The sequence below is a fragment of the Aquirufa sp. genome, from assembly GCF_044377215.1.
Lineage (GTDB): Bacteria > Bacteroidota > Bacteroidia > Cytophagales > Spirosomataceae > Aquirufa.
In genome coordinates, this window is sequence record NZ_JBILJM010000016.1 from 26,997 (window position 1) to 43,832 (window position 16,836).

16 protein-coding genes are annotated in these 16,836 nt (G+C 43.6%); 10 read left to right on the forward strand and 6 right to left on the reverse strand.

Annotation, left to right across the window (positions count from 1 at the left end):
• Nucleotides 1–195 precede the first annotated feature (195 nt).
• The gene (locus tag ACIQ6T_RS06575; protein ID WP_395785114.1) at nucleotides 196–411 is read right to left on the reverse strand and encodes a hypothetical protein; all 216 of its coding nucleotides are present in this window, start codon (nucleotides 409–411) and stop codon (nucleotides 196–198) included.
• Nucleotides 412–692: 281 nt separating this feature from the next.
• On the opposite strand from ACIQ6T_RS06575, the gene mscL reads away from it, so the two are divergent.
• Nucleotides 693–1,073: a large conductance mechanosensitive channel protein MscL gene (gene mscL / locus ACIQ6T_RS06580; RefSeq protein ID WP_395785115.1), complete on the forward strand. Its 381-nt coding sequence runs from the start codon at nucleotides 693–695 to the stop codon at nucleotides 1,071–1,073.
• Here the strand turns inward: mscL and ACIQ6T_RS06585 are convergent.
• Genes ACIQ6T_RS06585 through ACIQ6T_RS06595 form a run of 3 tightly spaced genes read right to left on the reverse strand, consistent with a single transcriptional unit; the run spans nucleotide 1,070 to nucleotide 4,691 of the window.
• Nucleotides 1,070–2,572, reverse strand: coding sequence for a GH3 auxin-responsive promoter family protein (locus tag ACIQ6T_RS06585; RefSeq protein WP_395785116.1), 1,503 nt, complete (start codon nucleotides 2,570–2,572; stop codon nucleotides 1,070–1,072). The two genes, mscL and ACIQ6T_RS06585, sit on opposite strands and share 4 nt — an antisense overlap.
• A 5-nt stretch (nucleotides 2,573–2,577) precedes the next feature.
• Nucleotides 2,578–3,264 carry a tetratricopeptide repeat protein gene (locus ACIQ6T_RS06590; RefSeq protein ID WP_395785117.1) on the reverse strand — a complete coding sequence of 229 codons (687 nt, stop codon included), beginning with the start codon at nucleotides 3,262–3,264 and terminating at the stop codon, nucleotides 2,578–2,580.
• Between the two features lie 11 nt (nucleotides 3,265–3,275).
• A complete protein-coding gene (locus tag ACIQ6T_RS06595; protein WP_395785118.1) occupies nucleotides 3,276–4,691 on the reverse strand; it encodes a DEAD/DEAH box helicase in 1,416 nt (471 codons plus the stop codon).
• A 93-nt stretch (nucleotides 4,692–4,784) separates the two neighbouring features.
• Between ACIQ6T_RS06595 and ACIQ6T_RS06600 the strand changes: the two genes are divergently transcribed.
• The 3 genes from ACIQ6T_RS06600 to ACIQ6T_RS06610 are packed head-to-tail and all read left to right on the forward strand — an operon-like array spanning nucleotide 4,785 to nucleotide 7,808.
• Nucleotides 4,785–5,975: a chloride channel protein gene (locus ACIQ6T_RS06600; protein WP_395785119.1), complete on the forward strand. Its 1,191-nt coding sequence runs from the start codon at nucleotides 4,785–4,787 to the stop codon at nucleotides 5,973–5,975.
• On the forward strand, nucleotides 5,975–7,165 hold the full coding sequence (locus tag ACIQ6T_RS06605) for a M14 family zinc carboxypeptidase (protein ID WP_395785120.1): 1,191 nt from the start codon (nucleotides 5,975–5,977) through the stop codon (nucleotides 7,163–7,165). The genes ACIQ6T_RS06600 and ACIQ6T_RS06605 overlap by 1 nt, the downstream gene beginning before the upstream one ends.
• Nucleotides 7,166–7,172: 7 nt before the next feature.
• Complete coding sequence (locus ACIQ6T_RS06610; RefSeq protein WP_395785121.1) at nucleotides 7,173–7,808, forward strand: NeuD/PglB/VioB family sugar acetyltransferase; 636 nt, start codon at nucleotides 7,173–7,175, stop codon at nucleotides 7,806–7,808.
• On the opposite strand, the gene ACIQ6T_RS06615 is transcribed toward ACIQ6T_RS06610, so the two are convergent.
• Together ACIQ6T_RS06615 and lipB are read right to left on the reverse strand one after the other, a co-directional pair.
• Nucleotides 7,803–8,564 (reverse strand): 3'-5' exonuclease, encoded by a 762-nt coding sequence (locus tag ACIQ6T_RS06615; RefSeq protein WP_395785122.1) that lies wholly within the window; start codon nucleotides 8,562–8,564, stop codon nucleotides 7,803–7,805. The genes ACIQ6T_RS06610 and ACIQ6T_RS06615 overlap by 6 nt on opposite strands.
• A complete protein-coding gene (lipB, locus tag ACIQ6T_RS06620; RefSeq protein WP_395785123.1) occupies nucleotides 8,533–9,267 on the reverse strand; it encodes a lipoyl(octanoyl) transferase LipB in 735 nt (244 codons plus the stop codon). The genes ACIQ6T_RS06615 and lipB overlap by 32 nt, the downstream gene beginning before the upstream one ends.
• Before the next feature lie 70 nt (nucleotides 9,268–9,337).
• On the opposite strand from lipB, the gene ACIQ6T_RS06625 reads away from it, so the two are divergent.
• The 6 genes from ACIQ6T_RS06625 (at nucleotide 9,338) to ACIQ6T_RS06650 (ending at nucleotide 16,822) form a co-directional block, all read left to right on the forward strand.
• The gene (locus tag ACIQ6T_RS06625; protein ID WP_395785124.1) at nucleotides 9,338–9,691 is read left to right on the forward strand and encodes a YraN family protein; all 354 of its coding nucleotides are present in this window, start codon (nucleotides 9,338–9,340) and stop codon (nucleotides 9,689–9,691) included.
• Between the two features lie 22 nt (nucleotides 9,692–9,713).
• Nucleotides 9,714–10,127 carry an rRNA maturation RNase YbeY gene (gene ybeY / locus ACIQ6T_RS06630; RefSeq protein WP_395785125.1) on the forward strand — a complete coding sequence of 138 codons (414 nt, stop codon included), beginning with the start codon at nucleotides 9,714–9,716 and terminating at the stop codon, nucleotides 10,125–10,127.
• 64 nt (nucleotides 10,128–10,191) lie between these two features.
• Nucleotides 10,192–12,051, forward strand: coding sequence for a tRNA uridine-5-carboxymethylaminomethyl(34) synthesis enzyme MnmG (mnmG, locus tag ACIQ6T_RS06635; protein WP_395785138.1), 1,860 nt, complete (start codon nucleotides 10,192–10,194; stop codon nucleotides 12,049–12,051).
• A 1-nt stretch (nucleotide 12,052) separates the two neighbouring features.
• Nucleotides 12,053–12,937: a class I SAM-dependent methyltransferase gene (locus ACIQ6T_RS06640; protein ID WP_395785126.1), complete on the forward strand. Its 885-nt coding sequence runs from the start codon at nucleotides 12,053–12,055 to the stop codon at nucleotides 12,935–12,937.
• Nucleotides 12,930–14,561, forward strand: coding sequence for an Ig-like domain-containing domain (locus tag ACIQ6T_RS06645; protein WP_395785127.1), 1,632 nt, complete (start codon nucleotides 12,930–12,932; stop codon nucleotides 14,559–14,561). Before ACIQ6T_RS06640 ends, ACIQ6T_RS06645 begins: the two co-directional genes overlap by 8 nt.
• A gap of 482 nt (nucleotides 14,562–15,043) precedes the next feature.
• Nucleotides 15,044–16,822: an AMP-dependent synthetase/ligase gene (locus tag ACIQ6T_RS06650; RefSeq protein WP_395785128.1), complete on the forward strand. Its 1,779-nt coding sequence runs from the start codon at nucleotides 15,044–15,046 to the stop codon at nucleotides 16,820–16,822.
• Nucleotides 16,823–16,836 lie beyond the last annotated feature (14 nt).

A 16,836-nucleotide genomic window follows, 5' to 3' on the forward strand; every position in this document is an offset into this window, starting at 1 on the left:
TTTGAGCCGAATATAGAATGAATTATGATGTAAAAAATTGTGATTTTACAACATTTGGACAAAATGCTTATTCTTGACTATGAAATTTTACATGATGATCGAACGCGCTAGAAGTTAAACGCTCGTTTGATTAAACAAAAAACCCGAGTGATATGATCACTCGGGTTTCTAATACTCCTTGTTCTAAAATACATTTTATGTAGCCATGATTCGGGTAAAATCCCCCAAGTCGAAAAATAACTCGTCGGACGTTTTAAAACGTTCCCAACGGGGTTCAAACAGTTGGTATTCGTCGTCTGTCTGAACGCGTGTCAACAAGATTTTCCGACCATCAAGCAGGACTAACGATATCGACGTTCTACCTGAAAGTGGATCATGTGTGATTTCCTCAGATTGAATCTGTTTTCTCATTAAAAAGGTCACGCGACTTTGCTCACGTATGCGATAACATTTCATTTCGAAATAAATATCTAACACACAAAGAAATATATTGCCGATTAATAGATGTGTAAACTATTTCGCAAGGGACAGAAATTTGACAAGGAATGTAGAGACGCGATACCTCGCGTCTTAAAAAACAAATAAAATAGACGCGAAGTATCGCGTCTCTACATTTTGGAATACGGCTACTACCCTTCGGACTGACGACTAGTGACTAGCGACTGATGACAGATTTCCCTACCTTTGCCCCTATGTCCTGGATAAAAGAATTTAAAGCCTTCGCCATTAAAGGAAATGTCATCGAACTTTCCGTGGCCGTCGTGATCGGAGCAGCGTTTTCGAGCATCATTAATTCACTCGTAGAAGATATTATTACGCCTCTTATTTTAGCCCCAGCGACGCATGCGGCGGGCGTTGCCGACATTGATAAATTATCCTGGGGTGCGGTGAAATATGGCAAATCTTTGGCCGCAACCATCCAGTTTTTCATGATTGCCTTCGTATTGTTTTTAGCGATTAAGGGGATTAATAAATTGAAAATCACCGACGAACCTAAGGATGAGAACCTGAGTTCCACCGACAAATTGCTGACCGAAATTCGGGATCAACTCAAGAAACAAGGGAAAAATTAATTCGCCGCAAAAGCGCGTAAACCAGCCGCAATGGTCCGGTCATTCGATAACCGAGGGACCTTGTTTTGACCGCCCAACTTACCCTGCGATTTCATATAATCAATGAATGCATTCGGCGCCAAAATCGTCAATTCCAATCCGCGCAACACCTTGCCCGTAATCAAATCTTGGTAGTAAATATTTTGCGCACGCATAGAGGCCTCTAAAATGGCTTGAAATCCAGCTTTGTCTGGTAAGGGGCCGGATAGTTCCACCAACCACTCATGGTGCGGCAAATCACCTTTTTCGGGGTTTACTTGTGGGGCGACGGTGAACTCCACCAACTGCACATCTGGGAACGCTTTGCGCGCCTCAGCCATCGAACGTTCCACTTCTTCCGCAATCACATGCTCCCCAAATGCCGAAATAAAATGCTTAATTCTTCCCGTCACCACAATGCGGAATGGATCCAAGGACACAAATTTAACCGTGTCACCAATCGAATAAGACCACAAACCTGCGTTCGTAGACATCAATAACGCATAATTTACGCCCACCTGAACCTCCGCTAATGAGAGTCGCTTCGGCGTTGCGGTGAAATAGGTTTCCGTGGGAACAAACTCATAAAAAATTCCGCCATCCACGTTGAGCAATAAGCCTTCCTCACCAGTCGAATCCTGAAATGCGATGAATCCCTCCGATGCCGGATAGGTTTCCACCACATCTATATCCCGTCCAATCGACTCCATAATTTTTTGTCGGTACGGTTCAAAATTCACCCCTCCCGTCACAAACAACTGAAAATCAGGAAATAATTCGCCTATTTTTTGGCCCGACTGCGCCTCCAAGCGATCAAAATACATCTGTACCCAAGGCGGAATTCCGGATATCAATCCCATCCGTTGGTCTATCGTCTCCCCCACAATCGCAGTCAATTTCTCCTCCCAATCTTCAATGCAATTCGTCGCATACGTTGGCAATTGATTCCCACGCAAATACCCTGGAACGTGGTGATTTACAATACCTGAAAGCCGGCCCGTTCGTATCCCGTTTTTCGTTTCTAATTCCGGAGAACCGGATAAAAAAATCAATTTTTGGTCCAAAAAGGCCGCATTTCCGGAGTAGTGTACGTAATGCAATAAGGCATCACGCGCCCCAGCAATATGAAAAGGCATGGATTCATTCGAAATAGGTATGTATTTCGCACCCGAGGTCGTGCCCGATGTCTTCGCAAAATACGCCGGTTTGCCAGGCCATAAAATGTCCGGCGAACCTAAGACCATCTCGTCGATGTAAGTTTTTAAATCTTCGTATTCTGCGATGGGAACACGGATTTTGTACTCTAAATAATTGCGGATTTTGTCAAATTCGTAAGCCTGACCAAAGATTGTTTTTTCGGCTTTCTTTAGATTTTCTTTCAACCAATTTTCCTGAATTTGAACCGCCTGGGCATGCGAACGCTGATGCTGTTTCACGATGCGCTTGGCAAATGGTTTCGCGAAAAATGACCGAATTCCCATAGATTCTACTTAAATATACCCTCCGGATCAGGCATTTTTTCAGCTAATAATTGGCCTAAACTAATGTCCAATTGTGAAATATCTAGCTTTCTTGACGTATGCAAATACGTCCACGCTTCCGCATAACGTTCCTGTAAATACGCCACTTGCGCGCGCTTCATCCACGCCATCCCATATCCGGGTTGTTGGCGCAACGCAATCGCCAAATGGCCCTCTACCCCATCCAACGTTCCACATTCCATTTGCTTCAAATAACAACTCAATTGGACCACCGCTAAGTCGACACGTAAAATCGCCTGCGCCGTATCCAAGCTCAATCCTTTTTCTAAAAATTCAATGGCTTTGGGGAAATCATTGCGCTGAAAGGTGATGACCCCGAGGCCCCAGTAGGCGTCCACCGACTGGTCATTCAATGCATGCAATAAATTAAAGCGGTACGTTGCTGTATCTAATTTTCCGGCTCCAACATACTCCCAAGCGCGTTCCACGAAGAAATCGCTGGCCTCTTTCCGCGAGCCAAAACTCGCATCACAGGACTCCACAAATTGGGTTAATTCCGTTTGGTCTTTTTGGGAAAGGGCTTTCTGGCCGTAAAGAGGTAAATATTTAGCCTCTTTGGCTAAAGAGTCTAGCGCCGCCGAATGTGCCGCAAAGCTAGCTAAAAGCAATAGTATCAGGTATCGTGTCTTCATGAAATGCAAATCTACCGTTTCTTTTTATTTGTCGTACCACCCGGACGAAATTTGGCATTTTTTCCTGGTCGGTTATTGCGCGGTGCCGGCTTGGCATCAAGCTTCGCGCCCCCCTTCGGTCCAGCCTTCGTCACAGCCTTCCGCGTAGGAACTTTTTTTCCACTCGCACGTGCTTTGATAATCCATTTTTTCTCATGGAATGCCCCTTTGAAATCCGGATCCTCGCGTTTTCGCTGATCATCCACCGCACGCAACATATCTTGCTGCTCTAAAAAAGGCGTATCCTCAATGAGTATTCCTTCGGGCAATGGGGCAATCTCTATTTTCTGTTGGATGATTTCCTCAATCTTGGACCAGTGATATTGCTCGGCCAACGTGATAAACGTAATCGACTCTCCCACCTGTTCCGCACGACCTGTCCGACCAATACGGTGCACATAATCCTCATAAATCAGGGGTACATCAAAGTTGATGACATGCGACACCTTCGGAATATCAATGCCGCGCGACGCCACATCCGTCGTCACCAATACCTTTATCGAACCCTCCCGAAATTGCTGCATCGCATTGATCCGCGTATTTTGCCCTTTATTCGAGTGAATCACCCGAACCTGATCCTCTGGTAAAACTTTACGAGTTAGGTATTTTTCTACTTGGTTTACGGCGTCCTTGCTCCGACAAAATATCATAACGCGCTCAAAATGAGGTTGTTGTATGAAATATTCCAAGGCGTTAATTTTGGTTTTCAAGTTTTCCGCTTGATACACAAATTGCGTTACTTGGCTAGCCGGTGTCGCCTGAGGCGTCACTTCGATCCGTAATGGAAACTCCAAAAATTCATGGGATAAGTTCTCCACTTTATCCGGAAAGGTTGCCGAAAACAATCCATTCTGGCGCTTTTTATAGGGGATCTTTTCTAAGATTTCGCGGATCTGCGGCATGAATCCCATGTCCATCATTTTATCCGCCTCATCCAAAATCAAGAACTTCAACTCCTTAACGACAATTACATCCTTGCGATATAATTCTAAAAACCTTCCTGGCGTCGAAACCAAAATATCAACCCCCGCCTCTAAAGTTTGAATCTGCGTCTTTGGCCCTAATCCACCATAAAGTGCCAATAAACGTAAGTCGGTGAACTGCGCCAAACCCACCATCACTTCATGGATTTGCATGACCAATTCGCGCGTAGGGGCTAAAATAAGGGCCCGCGGGTTTTTACCTTGGGCATATTTAATGCGCATCAACAAAGGCAAGGCGTAGGCTGCCGTTTTTCCTGTTCCCGTCTGCGCGATGCCTAAAACATCATGCCCCTGCAACATCATTGGAATCGCCTGTTCCTGAATAGGAGTGGCTGAGGTGTAGCCCACGGCCTCGCAAGCGCGCTGCAATTGTGGGTTTAAGCCAAGTGATGCAAAATCAGTCATAAAGGGAATTCAATTCGTCCAGGCAAGCTGAACTTGACCGCACAAAGGTAGGCAAAATAAAATTCCCTACCTTTGAAACAAATTTTTGCTTCTATGCAGTCAATTTGGGTCAAACGCCTCCTGATCGGAATCTTGCTTTCCTTCGCTACGGGAAGTTTGGCCTCTTTGTTTTTATGGGGCTTGGAGGTGATTACTTCGCTGCGCCAACCCATGTGGCTATTTGGATTACCGCTCTTGGGTTTACTATTTTACGTCGTTCGCACCAGCTCTTGGGCGCAAATAAATACCAACCAATTTATCGCTTCGCCTGTAGTGACAACGTCACCTGTAGCAACTCCATTTATTTTAGTTGCCACTTGGGTCAGTCACATCGTAGGCGCATCAGTCGGGCGTGAAGGAACGGCCATCATGATGGGCGGAAACTTGTCGGCCTATCTAAGTGAAAAATTTCAAGTATCCCCAGAAGAAAAATCCATCTGGCTCCGCGCCGGAATGAGTGCCGGATTCGCTGCTGTTTTTGGAACGCCACTAGCCGGCTGTTTTTTTGGACTCGAAGTAGGGAAGGTTGGCAAAATACAATGGCCATCCTTTTTTGCATGCATTGCCCTCGCATTTGCGGCCAATTTTGTCAGTCTCCACGTGTGGGGCACAAAACACGTTTTATATCCCCTTGTTTTTTTGCCACCTATTTCTGCCTTATTTTGGGCCAAATTAGCGTTTATTGGCCTCTTTTTAGGCCTAATTGGGTTAATCTATACGCGCTTAGAATCGATTATTTTTTCTGTGTACGGTAAATTGCCCATACAGCCAGCTCTGAAAGGGATTCTCGCGGGCTTAATTTTACTCGGCCTATTTCAAATTTCTGTTTTTTCAGAATCGATCGGATTGAGTTCTGAATTTTTACTCCGGCCATTTTCCGACACGTTTGATGGCTGGGAATTTGCGCCCACGAAATTATTCACGACGGCGCTGAGTCTAGGTCTCGGGTTTAAAGGGGGAGAGGCGACGCCTTTATTTTTAATTGGCTCCCATGCAGCGGCAGGTTTATCGGCCTACATTAATTTTCCGACTCCCTTACTAGCCGCCATCGGATTTACTTCACTTTACTGTGGCTTAGCCAAAACACCAATCACCGGACTGTTACTGGGTAGTGAATTATTCGGACCTCAGGCTTGGTTCTGTTATCTATTTGTAACCCTGCTGGTCATATATTTCTCAGGAAAAGAAGGCATATTTAAAGTTCAGCCTTGGGCTGATTATTTACCCAAACCCCCATATCGCTAATGTTTGACTACTTCTATGATCAGCATCCAAATTACCAGGAACCCACGTTAACCAAGCGTAGATTCGCAGCTAGCACCTGGGAAAATCTAGTAGCGGGCTGGTCGGCATCACCCCATTTTACCGTCACACAAATCGGACAAACGACCGAATCTAGACCAATTCATGAGGTGCGTTTTGGATCTGGCCCGATACCTGTTATCGCCTGGTCACAAATGCACGGGGATGAGGCAACGGCTACCATGGCTTTAGCAGATATCTTCCGCTTTTTATCCCAAGATTCCAAAGAGTCAACCGAAATCAGGGAAAAATTGCATCAGAAAATAAGTTTGTATGTCATTCCACGCTTAAATGCAGATGGGGCAGCTCGATGGACCCGCGAGACAGCTTTAGGCATTGATATGAATCGCGATGCGCAAGCACAAAATAGTGTGGAAGCTCGGCTTTTATCTTCTTGGGCCGACAGCAAAAAACCATTATTTGCGTTTAATTTACATGATCAAAATCGGCTTTATTCAGTAGGAAATACCGCACATCAAACACACATTGCTTTCTTGGCAACCGCTGGAGATGAGGCAGGAACATGGACACCCTCGCGTACGCGGGCAGCACAATTGGCCAACCGCCTAACGCGATTCACGCAAAAATATTTACCCAATAAAGTGGCCAAGTGGACAGATGAATTTAATGGCCGCGCATTTGGAGATACATTTCAATCGCGCGGATATGGATTGTTGCTAGTTGAAGCAGGTGGGGCAGGATGGGATCTAGAGAAACAATCCTTGCGCCGCATGAATGCAGCGATCTTGCTAGACGCCTTGGTCAGCATTGCAGATGAAACCTATTTGGAGGAATCGACGGACCTATATGCGAATCTAGCGACCAATGAGCGCCAAATTTTTGACATCAAAATCAACCAAGCGCCACTCGATGTGGAAGGAAAATACCGCGCAGATATCGGGATTAATTTAGTTGAAACAGCGCTGCCATCAGATGAAATTGCCTATTCCTGGAGCATCGAGGAAATCGGAGATTTAAGCTACATGCACGCTTTGCATCAAGTGGATGGTTCAGTTTGGGATTTGCCTACAGGACAAGATGTCTCTTTGGGAGCCCAAATATCCTCCTTAATCTACACAGCAAACAATTCAATTACCTTTGATTTGAGTACCTTTACAGCCAAAATAAAATAGAACACACATGACTTCATTGCCAGTAATCATTATCGGAGTTAACCCATTCGCCCTAGAAGTGGCACACATTTTTCAGAAAAACGAAGTGGTCGTTTATGGATTTCTAGATGATGATATCAAAAAGAAAGACACCATGATCGGCGAAATTCCAGTGCTAGGAACTACGGAAGATGATGCATATTGGGGGCTGATCGGCAAGTCTTGTTCTGTTTTTGTGGCACTTGAAAACCCAACGGAACGCAAGAAAATGATCGAATTGATTGAGGAAGATCGCGGCACCAAACCCGTACACGCAATCCATCCAAGTGCTCAAATTGCGGATGTAAAGAGCTTAGCTTATGGATTGTTTATAGGCGCATCATCCATCATTTCTCCCGAAAGTAAACTAGGTGACCATGTAATCATCGGTGCTGGATCTATTGTAGAAACGGGAGCTATCATCGAATCTTACGTACAAATTGGCGCAGGATCTGTCATCGGAAAAGAAGCACAAATTGATAAAAATGCATTTGTAGGTATTCACTCCACCATCGTAGGTAGCGTGAAAATAGGCAAAGGAGCGACTGTTGGCGCAGGTAGTGTTGTAATAGAAAATATTCCAGCAAGCAAACGAGCTTTCGGAAATCCGGCTAAAATACTATAGTTTTTCGATGTGTTGTGGCTCAACTAACTCCATGAAATGAAAGCGGAGATAGAGCTGAGCCACAACAATCACATCTTCCATACAGTACGCCGTAATCCGCGGTAAATCCTGATCTTGATAATATACCGCATGTACGCGATCGCCAGATAAATCACTTTTGGCACCTGGAATTCCCAACAAATCAGCTAATAATTCAAGCGACGTAAACGAACGACGATCGCCAAATTTCCACATCTCCATCGTATCCTGATGAATGATTTCCCATGGTTTTTTACCTTGTAATTGCAGAGCTCGCGGAATCTCTAAACCATTCACCATCATCCGCCGACACAAATAGGGAAAGTCAAACTCCTTTCCATTGTGCGCGACAAGCGTCAATTCCTTCGACTTATAGGTCTTGTCCACAAATGCTGCAAACTCAGCCAACAGCACCTTCTCATCTGAATGCGCGATTGTCTTCACTTTCAGCGCTAATTCTTTCTGTTTGTTCACATACAAGAAACCCATCCCAATCACAATAATCTTACCGAATTCTGCATACAAGGCTGCGCGTTCTACATACAATTCCTCGGCAGATAAATTATTCGGATTCACTAAATTCTTCGCCTTTTTTACCCAAAATTCTTTTCGAGCTTCCGATAATTGGGAAAAATCCGCGGATTCCGATACTGTTTCAATATCTAGAAATAACGTATTCTTAAAATTCATGCGCGTATCCATAGATCTAGGCTTTTGGTAATGTTTCACGTGAAACATCCTGGGGGTGAAACTGAAATAAGTCTTGCAGATGCGCTAAAACTTTGGGCTTGACTTCTTCTAGGCTGATCTCGCGGCCTAATTCTTGGCTCAATGAGGTTACGCCTTTGGTGGCAATACCGCAGGGAACAATGTGGCTAAAATAGGAGAGGTCGGGCTGTACGTTAAACGCAAAGCCATGCATGCTAATCCAACGAGATGCTTTCACGCCAAAGGCACAGATCTTACGACTGTCCGCTGCTTCGGGATTAATCCAAACGCCCGTTAACCCCTCGATTCGGCCAGCATTTAATCCATAATCAGCACAGGTGCGCATGATAGCTTCTTCGAGCATGCGCAGGTATAAATGTATATCCGTAAAGAAGTTTTCGAGGTCAAAAATCGGATAGCCCACTAATTGCCCTGGTCCATGATACGTAATATCACCGCCGCGATTCGTCTTGTAAAACGTAGCACCGATGGTGTGCAGAAAAGATTCTTGCATCAACAAATGCGCGGCGTCACCACTTTTGCCAAGCGTATATACATGCGGATGTTCGCAGAATAATAGGTAATTGTCCGTTGGCTTAAGTGCATCTTCTGCTTGATTTCGATTGCCTAATTTAACTGCCGCTGTGTGTGCCATTAACTGTTCTTGCAGATCCCAGGCCTCCTGATAGGGGGTCAGCTGTAAATCAACAAACTGGACATTTTTATTCTGCATGCACATTATCAGTTTTGGCGGTTGCGCAATGTCTATAATTGGCAACCTTAGGGCCAGCAAATATACAAGAATGGCCAAACATTTACAGCAAGGAAAAAGAGCAGAATTGGCGGCAGCGCGTTTTCTCCAACAAAGTGGTTATGGCATCCGAGAAAGAAACTATCGAAACGGAAAAGCTGAAGTAGACCTGATTGTTCAACGCGGAGTATTTCTCGTATTTGTTGAAATAAAATCACTGCGAAACACAAGGCATGGATACCCCGAAGAGCGCATCGGAAGAACTAAAACTACCCTTTTTCATCAGGCAGCCGCTAGCTACCAAGAGGAGGAAAACTGGGAAAAAGAAATCCGCTTCGACAGCATTGCGATTACTTTTTTTCCACAAGCGATTAAAATAGAGCATTTCGAGGATGCTTTTTCGTAAATTCGCGGTTTAATATGCGAAGATGATTAGTTTCCATACAGAAGAATTAGCGTTCCAGCTGCCCGAAAAGCTTAAGCACAAGCAATGGCTTAAGGCAGTGGCTGCAGAAGAAGGGAAAAAAATAGGCGAACTAAACTATGTGTTTTGCTCCGACGAATACCTGCTTAAGATCAATCAGGATTATTTGCAGCACGACACATTGACCGATATTGTCACCTTTGATAATTCAGAAAGTCCGAATCTAATTGAAGGAGATATCTTTATTTCACACGAACGCGTACTTGAAAATGGGGCAAAATTGAATACGGCCGACAGCGAATTGCAACGCGTCATGGTGCACGGTTTGCTTCACTTGTGTGGATATAAAGACAAGGCAAAGGCCGACAAATCCTTAATGACCGAGAAGGAAGATTACTATTTAGCCAAACGAAATTAACACGTTCCACGTGAAACGCGATGAGTCGAAAACAGAAATCGTTCCACGTGAAACAAAAAAAGATATGCAAAATTCATACGATGTAATCGTGGTAGGGGCGGGACATGCAGGCTGTGAGGCTGCGCATGCGGCTGCCCAAATGGGGTCCAAAGTTTTATTGGTCACGATGAACATGCAGACCATTGCCCAGATGTCTTGCAACCCAGCGATGGGTGGTGTGGCGAAGGGACAGATTGTTCGTGAGATCGATGCGCTAGGTGGGATGTCTGGAATTATTTCGGATAAGACGATGATCCAATTTCGGATGTTGAATCGTTCGAAAGGTCCTGCCATGTGGTCGCCAAGATGCCAGTCGGACCGAGCGAAGTTCGCCGAGGAATGGCGCTGGGCGCTGGAGCGGAATTTGAATGTTGATTTTTGGCAGGATTCTGTGGAAGAGCTGATTGTTGAAAATCAAGAAGTGAGGGGGGTGGTTACGCGGATGGGGATGAAGTATTTTGCGCCCACTGTTGTGCTGACAAATGGAACATTTTTAAATGGCTTGATTCACATTGGCGAGAAGAATTTTGGTGGAGGTCGCATGGCTGAACCCATGGCCAAAGGGATTACCGAACAGTTAGTTGCGCTTGGCTTTGAGTCTGGCCGTATGAAGACGGGAACGCCACCGCGCGTGGATGGCCGAAGTTTAGATTACAGTAAAATGGAAGAGCAGAAGGGGGACGAAATCCCAACAAGCTTTTCGTATATGACCAAAAATCCGATACAAGAACAACGGTCTTGTTGGATTACACACACCAACGAAAAAGTACACGAGGTCTTGCGCAAAGGCTTTGATCGCTCACCCATGTTTGCGGGAAGAATCAAAGGCTTAGGTCCGCGCTACTGTCCATCCGTAGAAGACAAAATCAATCGCTTTGCAGATAAAGATTCGCATCAAATTTTCGTAGAACCCGAAGGCTGGAATACCGTAGAAATTTATGTCAATGGATTTTCAACGTCTTTGCCTGAAGACATACAATTTGAGGCAATTCGTTTAATACCGGGATTTGAAAACGCTAAAATGTTCCGTCCAGGTTATGCGATTGAATACGACTATTTTCCGCCAACCCAGTTGACCCCAACCCTTGAAACAAAGCTAGTCAAAGGCTTATACTTTGCTGGCCAAATTAATGGAACAACGGGATATGAAGAAGCTGCTTGTCAGGGATTGATGGCGGGGATTAATGCGCACCAACAAGCTCACAATTTGGCGCCGTTTACCTTGAGTAGATCGGAGGCGTACATCGGGGTGTTGATCGACGACTTGATTAATAAAGGGACCGATGAGCCGTACCGCATGTTCACCTCGCGCGCTGAATTTAGAACGCTGTTGCGCCAAGATAATGCGGATGAGCGCTTGACGGAAAAAGGATTTGGATTAGGTCTGGCGACACAAGAAAGGCTTGATACATTTTTGACAAAAAAACAACAGGTTGCGGAGTTAACGCAGTGCATCCAACAAACCAAAGTGCGGCCTGCGGAAATTAACGATTGGCTTACAGAACAAGGGACGGCAACGTTAAAAGAAGGTGCGCCTATCGTTAATTTATTAAGGCGGTCAGACTTAAGTTTTGCGCAAATATTAACGCATGCCATTGGACAAGATATTAAAGCCCGCTTTAGTCAAGAGGTCATTGAACAAGTAGAGATCGTTGTGAAATACGAAAGCTATATTGAGAAAGAGCGCCTGATGGTTGGCAAAATGAAGAGCATGGAAAACCTAGCCATCCCAGCACAATTCGACTACGATAAAATTAAAACGTTGTCGACCGAATCGCGAATTAAGTTAAAGTCCATTCGCCCACAAACGATTGGTCAGGCGAGTCGGATCTCGGGGGTGTCGGCTGCCGACGTATCCATTTTATTATTATTTATGGGGCGCTAATATGGAAACACTACAACATTGCCCGGCATGTGGGTCAACTAATTTTGAGAAACAATTTGAAGCCAAAGATTATACGGTTTCGCAAAATAGTTTTGGTATAATGGCTTGCTCGGATTGCGGATTGAATTTCACGAACCCGCGACCGAAGTCAGATGAGGCTGGATACTTTTACAAGTCGGACACCTACATTTCACATAGCGATACCCAACAAGGTTTAGTTAATAAGCTTTACCATGCAGTTCGTAATATCACCTTGAAACAAAAGGCGGGATGGATTCAAGCGGACCAAAAGGGAAACAAAAATCTATTAGACATAGGCTGCGGAAACGGCCACTTTTTAAAGACCTGTCAGGATGCGGGCTGGAACATTACAGGCATGGAGCTCGATCCGGAAACGGCGGCACGTGCAGCGGCGCTGGTTCAAGATAAAATCTACCCTAATTTGGCTGCGATCCCGAAGGACAAACAATTTGAGCTAATCACCTTGTGGCACGTGCTCGAACATGTATATGAATTAGATGCCTATTTTGAGTTTTTCAAAAAGCGCATTTCAGCAGATGGAAAATTGCTTTTGGCCTTGCCTAATTCCAAGAGTTTTGATGCGGGATATTTTAAGAAATATTGGGCGGCCTATGATGTGCCGCGACATATTTATCATTTCAATCCAGAGACGATTCAATTTGTGGCCATCAAGCATGGCTTTAAACTCGTGAAACAGCGCGGTCAAATCTTTGATAGTTTTTATATTGCCTTGTTAAGTAACCAATACCGTTCGGGAAGTAAACGCTTGATTCATTCCTTCCTATTGGGATTATGGTCAAACATATTGGCCTGTACAAAAACCGGAAATTACTCCAGTAATGTTTATATTTTCAAACATGTTTAATTATCTAAAAAGATCGTTGGCGCTTTTCATTCTAGTGGGCGGGGCTTCCCTGGCCCTGCTTCAAGGATGTGCGCAAATGGCGAGTCCTCCTGGGGGGAAAAAAGATACATTGGCGCCCAAAGTAATTCAATCGATTCCGCTCAACAAAAGCAAGAATTTTCAAGGCAAAAAACTGGACCTTAATTTCAATGAATACATTGCAGTTAAGAATTTAAATCAAGAATTGCTTATCACCCCAAACATTGGAACATACGAAACCCGTATCCGTCCGACGGGCTTGAGCATCCTGTTAGATAGTGCCTTAAAGCCAAATACGACCTATACCTTTAATTTCAGAAATGCGATTGAAGATATGTCGGAGCGCAACATTGGCAAAAACATTAAGCTCGTTTTTAGTACATCAGACCTAATTGATTCCTTACAGATTTCAGGGCGTGTTCGGAATTTACAGACGAATAAAAAATTAGAGAATATTCTAATTGGGCTTTATCCGTATAGTGATACGCTGAGCATTGATAAAAATAAGCCCTATTATTTTACAAAGACGGATACGTCGGGAATTTACCAACTAGAAAATGTGGCTGCCGGGAAGTATTACATGGCCGCATTTCTGGATTTGAATAACAACCTGCTTTATAATTCCAATAAGGAGGTGGTTGATTTCATCACCGAACCTTTTATTGATCTACAATCGAATCAAACCCGCGATTTCCAAATGGCACTACAAAATTTAGATCCATTAAAAGTCGCGAAAACAACGACTACCGCAAAAACGTCTCTTGTTGAATTTAACCGCGGCTTAGCTAGTGTAACACTAATTAAATGTCCCTTAACCTATCAAATTGAGCAAAATCGAGGTATTCGATTCTACTCGGGAAACGTGGAACGTAAAGACACACTAGTATTTCAGGGCCAATTAATGGATTCACTAGGGCGCGAAATTACGCACACATTTCGGGTCAAATTTCGTGTGCCGACGAAAAGGGAAAAGCCAAGTAAGGTGCTCTACAAATTCGATGTTTTTCCTTCAATTGGAAAATTTATTAGCCCGAATGACTCCATTCGTATTCGCTTGCAAAAACCGGTTGTTGGCTTTGACTCCAAATTGATTTATTTTGAAACGGGGGATGACGAGCGTAGCTACCTTCCGGACGAGGGCTTTCGTTGGAATTCCGTTGGCAATGAATTAACTATTCGAAAAGACTATTTACCCATCCGTTCTAAATTTTCATTAGCTATATCCAAAAAGGCTTTTGTGTCAGTCGAACAAGATTCGTCGGATACATATAAACAAGCGTATGAAATGCAGGATTTAGAGAATTATGGCAGTATTTCGGGAGCACTAAATCCGGCGGCCGCAAATACTTCTTATGTTGTTCAATTGATTCATCCGGAGACAAAAGAAATTATCTATGAAACCAAAACGATGAAGAATTTTGTGTTTCCGTATGTGGAGCCTTCCACCTATGAAATGCGTGCAATTGAAGATCTCAACCAGAACGGCCGCTGGGATATTGGTAATTTTAAAACGCGCATAAAGCCTGAGGCCATTTTTTTCTTTCCAACAAAGATCAAAATTAAAGCCAATTTCCAGTTGACAGACCTGTGGATAAGTACCCAATAACCACACATTTTATCCACAATTCATCCGCACCAGTGTGGATAAAAAAGATAAAGGCTTCTAGATTGTGGACAAGTAGGCAATTGTCCACACAAAAAAATAAGTTATCTACACAGAGATCTCCAAGTATCTAGCTACTAATCAATTACTTAGACTAGTTATCCACTTATCCACAGAGAACAATAAAGAAGAACAAAAAAGAGATACTTAAAATATTTCTTTCTTTTTATTTTACATGTGGATAATGTATTCTCAAAATGACTTTATGCTGAATGGTATCTAATTAATTCTAATTTAACTTTTCATTATATTTTAAATATATAAATGGTTAAAATAACATTATTTGTATGGCATAGATGTGGATAACTTGTGGATAACGTTGATTTTTGGAATGAAACAATTCTGTGCAAAAAAATACAGCATAAGTTCTATTTGGCTCAAACTGATTGCTTAACTTTGAGTCAAACAGTAAGTTGAAAAAACCTATGATACAGCACGAACACTTCACTCGGGTATTTGATTTATTACCTCAATACCAACAACTACACAAATCAGACTTATTTAATTTAAAGCGGGATGGCGAGTGGCGCCATTTTAGTTCAACGGAGATGTTGGACATTATTCATGAAACTGCTTTAGGTTTATTAGCTCTCAAAATTAAACCAGGCGATAAAGTGGCCATCATTTCGGGAAATCGGCCGGAGTGGAACTTCATCGATTTTGCGATTCAAATTATAGGCGCCGTTTCGGTACCAATGTACCCCACAATTACGGTAGAGGATTATGCTTTCATTTTTGAGAATGCGGAAGTGGGATTTATTTTTGTCGAGGGCGAAGATTTATATTTAAAATCGAAAGAAGCTTCGAAGGGAAATAAGAAGATTAAAGAAATATACACGTTTGATCCTGTTGAGGGGGCTTCCATGTGGACAGAGGTAAAGGAAATGGGCGAAGGAAAAGATCGGTCTGTTTTACAGCCATTGATGGATGCAGTCAAACCATCCGATCTACTTACGTTGATTTATACGTCGGGAACGACCGGTCGGCCTAAAGGCGTCATGTTAACGCATCATAATATCGTATCTAATGTTAAGTCATTAGATCGCGGTCAGTTTTTCGAATTACGTGCGAGTGATAAGGCATTAAGTTTTTTACCGCTGTGTCATATTTATGAGCGGACAGATATTTACATGTACATGTTTTATGGCGTTTCGGTTTACTATGCAGAGAGCATGGAAACGATCGCGGATAACATTCGTGAAGTGAAGCCTGCTATGTTTGCCACGGTTCCACGTTTGCTAGAGAAGGTATATGACAAGATTTACGCCAAAGGCAACGAGTTAACGGGTATTAAGCGGAAGTTATTCTTTGGGGCCATTGATTTTGGTTTACAATATGACCCTATGGAAAAACTAGGTTTCGTGGATTCCATTAAATATGCGGTTTATAATAAATTGATTTTTTCAAAATGGAGAGAAGCATTAGGCGGGAATGTCCGTTTAATCGCTTCGGGTTCTGCCGCGTTGCAACCGCGTTTATCGCGCGTTTTCTGGGCAGCAGGTGTACCTATTTCTGAGGGGTATGGTTTGACGGAAACATCGCCAGTTATTTCGGTTTCATTTATTAATCCCCCTGATTTTAAAGTAGGTTGTGTGGGAACGGTTATCGATTGCATGGAACTAAAGATTGCCGAAGACGGAGAAATTTGTGTGCGTGGCGACTCGGTTATGCCAGGTTATTATAAAAACCCCGAAGCAACGGCCGAAGCAATCGATCCAGAAGGCTGGTTTCATACCGGCGATATTGGGATGATGGTTGACGGTAAGTACTTAAAAATCACCGATCGTAAAAAGGAGATTTTCAAAACGTCAGGCGGTAAATACGTCGCGCCACAATTGGTCGAAAATAAATTAAAGGAGTCGATTTTCATCGAGCAATGTATGGTGGTGGGCGAAGGTCAGAAATTCCCGTCCGCGTTGGTTATTCCTGAGTTTATAGCCTTGGCTGCTTGGTGTAAACAACAAGGTATTGAGGCGGGAAGTCCAGCGGAGATGATTGCTAATGCGAAGGTCATCAACAAAATGGACGAGGAAGTGCAGTCGGCCATGGCGTCTGTCGCCAAGTATGAGCAGGTGAAAAAATTCGTTTTGTTGCCGCGTTTATTTACGATTCAGGACGGAGAAATTACGCCGACCTTGAAGTTAAAGCGCAAGCAAATTTACGCGAAACACGAAAAAGAAATTTTGGCATTGTATATAAGTTAAAACCCATTTAATAA

What these genes read in the sequence shown, in the direction of transcription:
- ACIQ6T_RS06575 (WP_395785114.1), bottom strand. Translation starts at nt 411, where the DNA reads ATGAGAAAACAGATTCAATCTGAGGAAATCACACATGATCCACTTTCA.
- mscL (WP_395785115.1), top strand. Translation starts at nt 693, where the DNA reads ATGTCCTGGATAAAAGAATTTAAAGCCTTCGCCATTAAAGGAAATGTC.
- ACIQ6T_RS06585 (WP_395785116.1), bottom strand. Translation starts at nt 2,572, where the DNA reads ATGGGAATTCGGTCATTTTTCGCGAAACCATTTGCCAAGCGCATCGTG.
- ACIQ6T_RS06590 (WP_395785117.1), bottom strand. Translation starts at nt 3,264, where the DNA reads ATGAAGACACGATACCTGATACTATTGCTTTTAGCTAGCTTTGCGGCA.
- ACIQ6T_RS06595 (WP_395785118.1), bottom strand. Translation starts at nt 4,691, where the DNA reads ATGACTGATTTTGCATCACTTGGCTTAAACCCACAATTGCAGCGCGCT.
- ACIQ6T_RS06600 (WP_395785119.1), top strand. Translation starts at nt 4,785, where the DNA reads ATGCAGTCAATTTGGGTCAAACGCCTCCTGATCGGAATCTTGCTTTCC.
- ACIQ6T_RS06605 (WP_395785120.1), top strand. Translation starts at nt 5,975, where the DNA reads ATGTTTGACTACTTCTATGATCAGCATCCAAATTACCAGGAACCCACG.
- ACIQ6T_RS06610 (WP_395785121.1), top strand. Translation starts at nt 7,173, where the DNA reads ATGACTTCATTGCCAGTAATCATTATCGGAGTTAACCCATTCGCCCTA.
- ACIQ6T_RS06615 (WP_395785122.1), bottom strand. Translation starts at nt 8,564, where the DNA reads ATGTTTCACGTGAAACATTACCAAAAGCCTAGATCTATGGATACGCGC.
- lipB (WP_395785123.1), bottom strand. Translation starts at nt 9,267, where the DNA reads ATGCAGAATAAAAATGTCCAGTTTGTTGATTTACAGCTGACCCCCTAT.
- ACIQ6T_RS06625 (WP_395785124.1), top strand. Translation starts at nt 9,338, where the DNA reads ATGGCCAAACATTTACAGCAAGGAAAAAGAGCAGAATTGGCGGCAGCG.
- ybeY (WP_395785125.1), top strand. Translation starts at nt 9,714, where the DNA reads ATGATTAGTTTCCATACAGAAGAATTAGCGTTCCAGCTGCCCGAAAAG.
- mnmG (WP_395785138.1), top strand. Translation starts at nt 10,192, where the DNA reads ATGCAAAATTCATACGATGTAATCGTGGTAGGGGCGGGACATGCAGGC.
- ACIQ6T_RS06640 (WP_395785126.1), top strand. Translation starts at nt 12,053, where the DNA reads ATGGAAACACTACAACATTGCCCGGCATGTGGGTCAACTAATTTTGAG.
- ACIQ6T_RS06645 (WP_395785127.1), top strand. Translation starts at nt 12,930, where the DNA reads ATGTTTAATTATCTAAAAAGATCGTTGGCGCTTTTCATTCTAGTGGGC.
- ACIQ6T_RS06650 (WP_395785128.1), top strand. Translation starts at nt 15,044, where the DNA reads ATGATACAGCACGAACACTTCACTCGGGTATTTGATTTATTACCTCAA.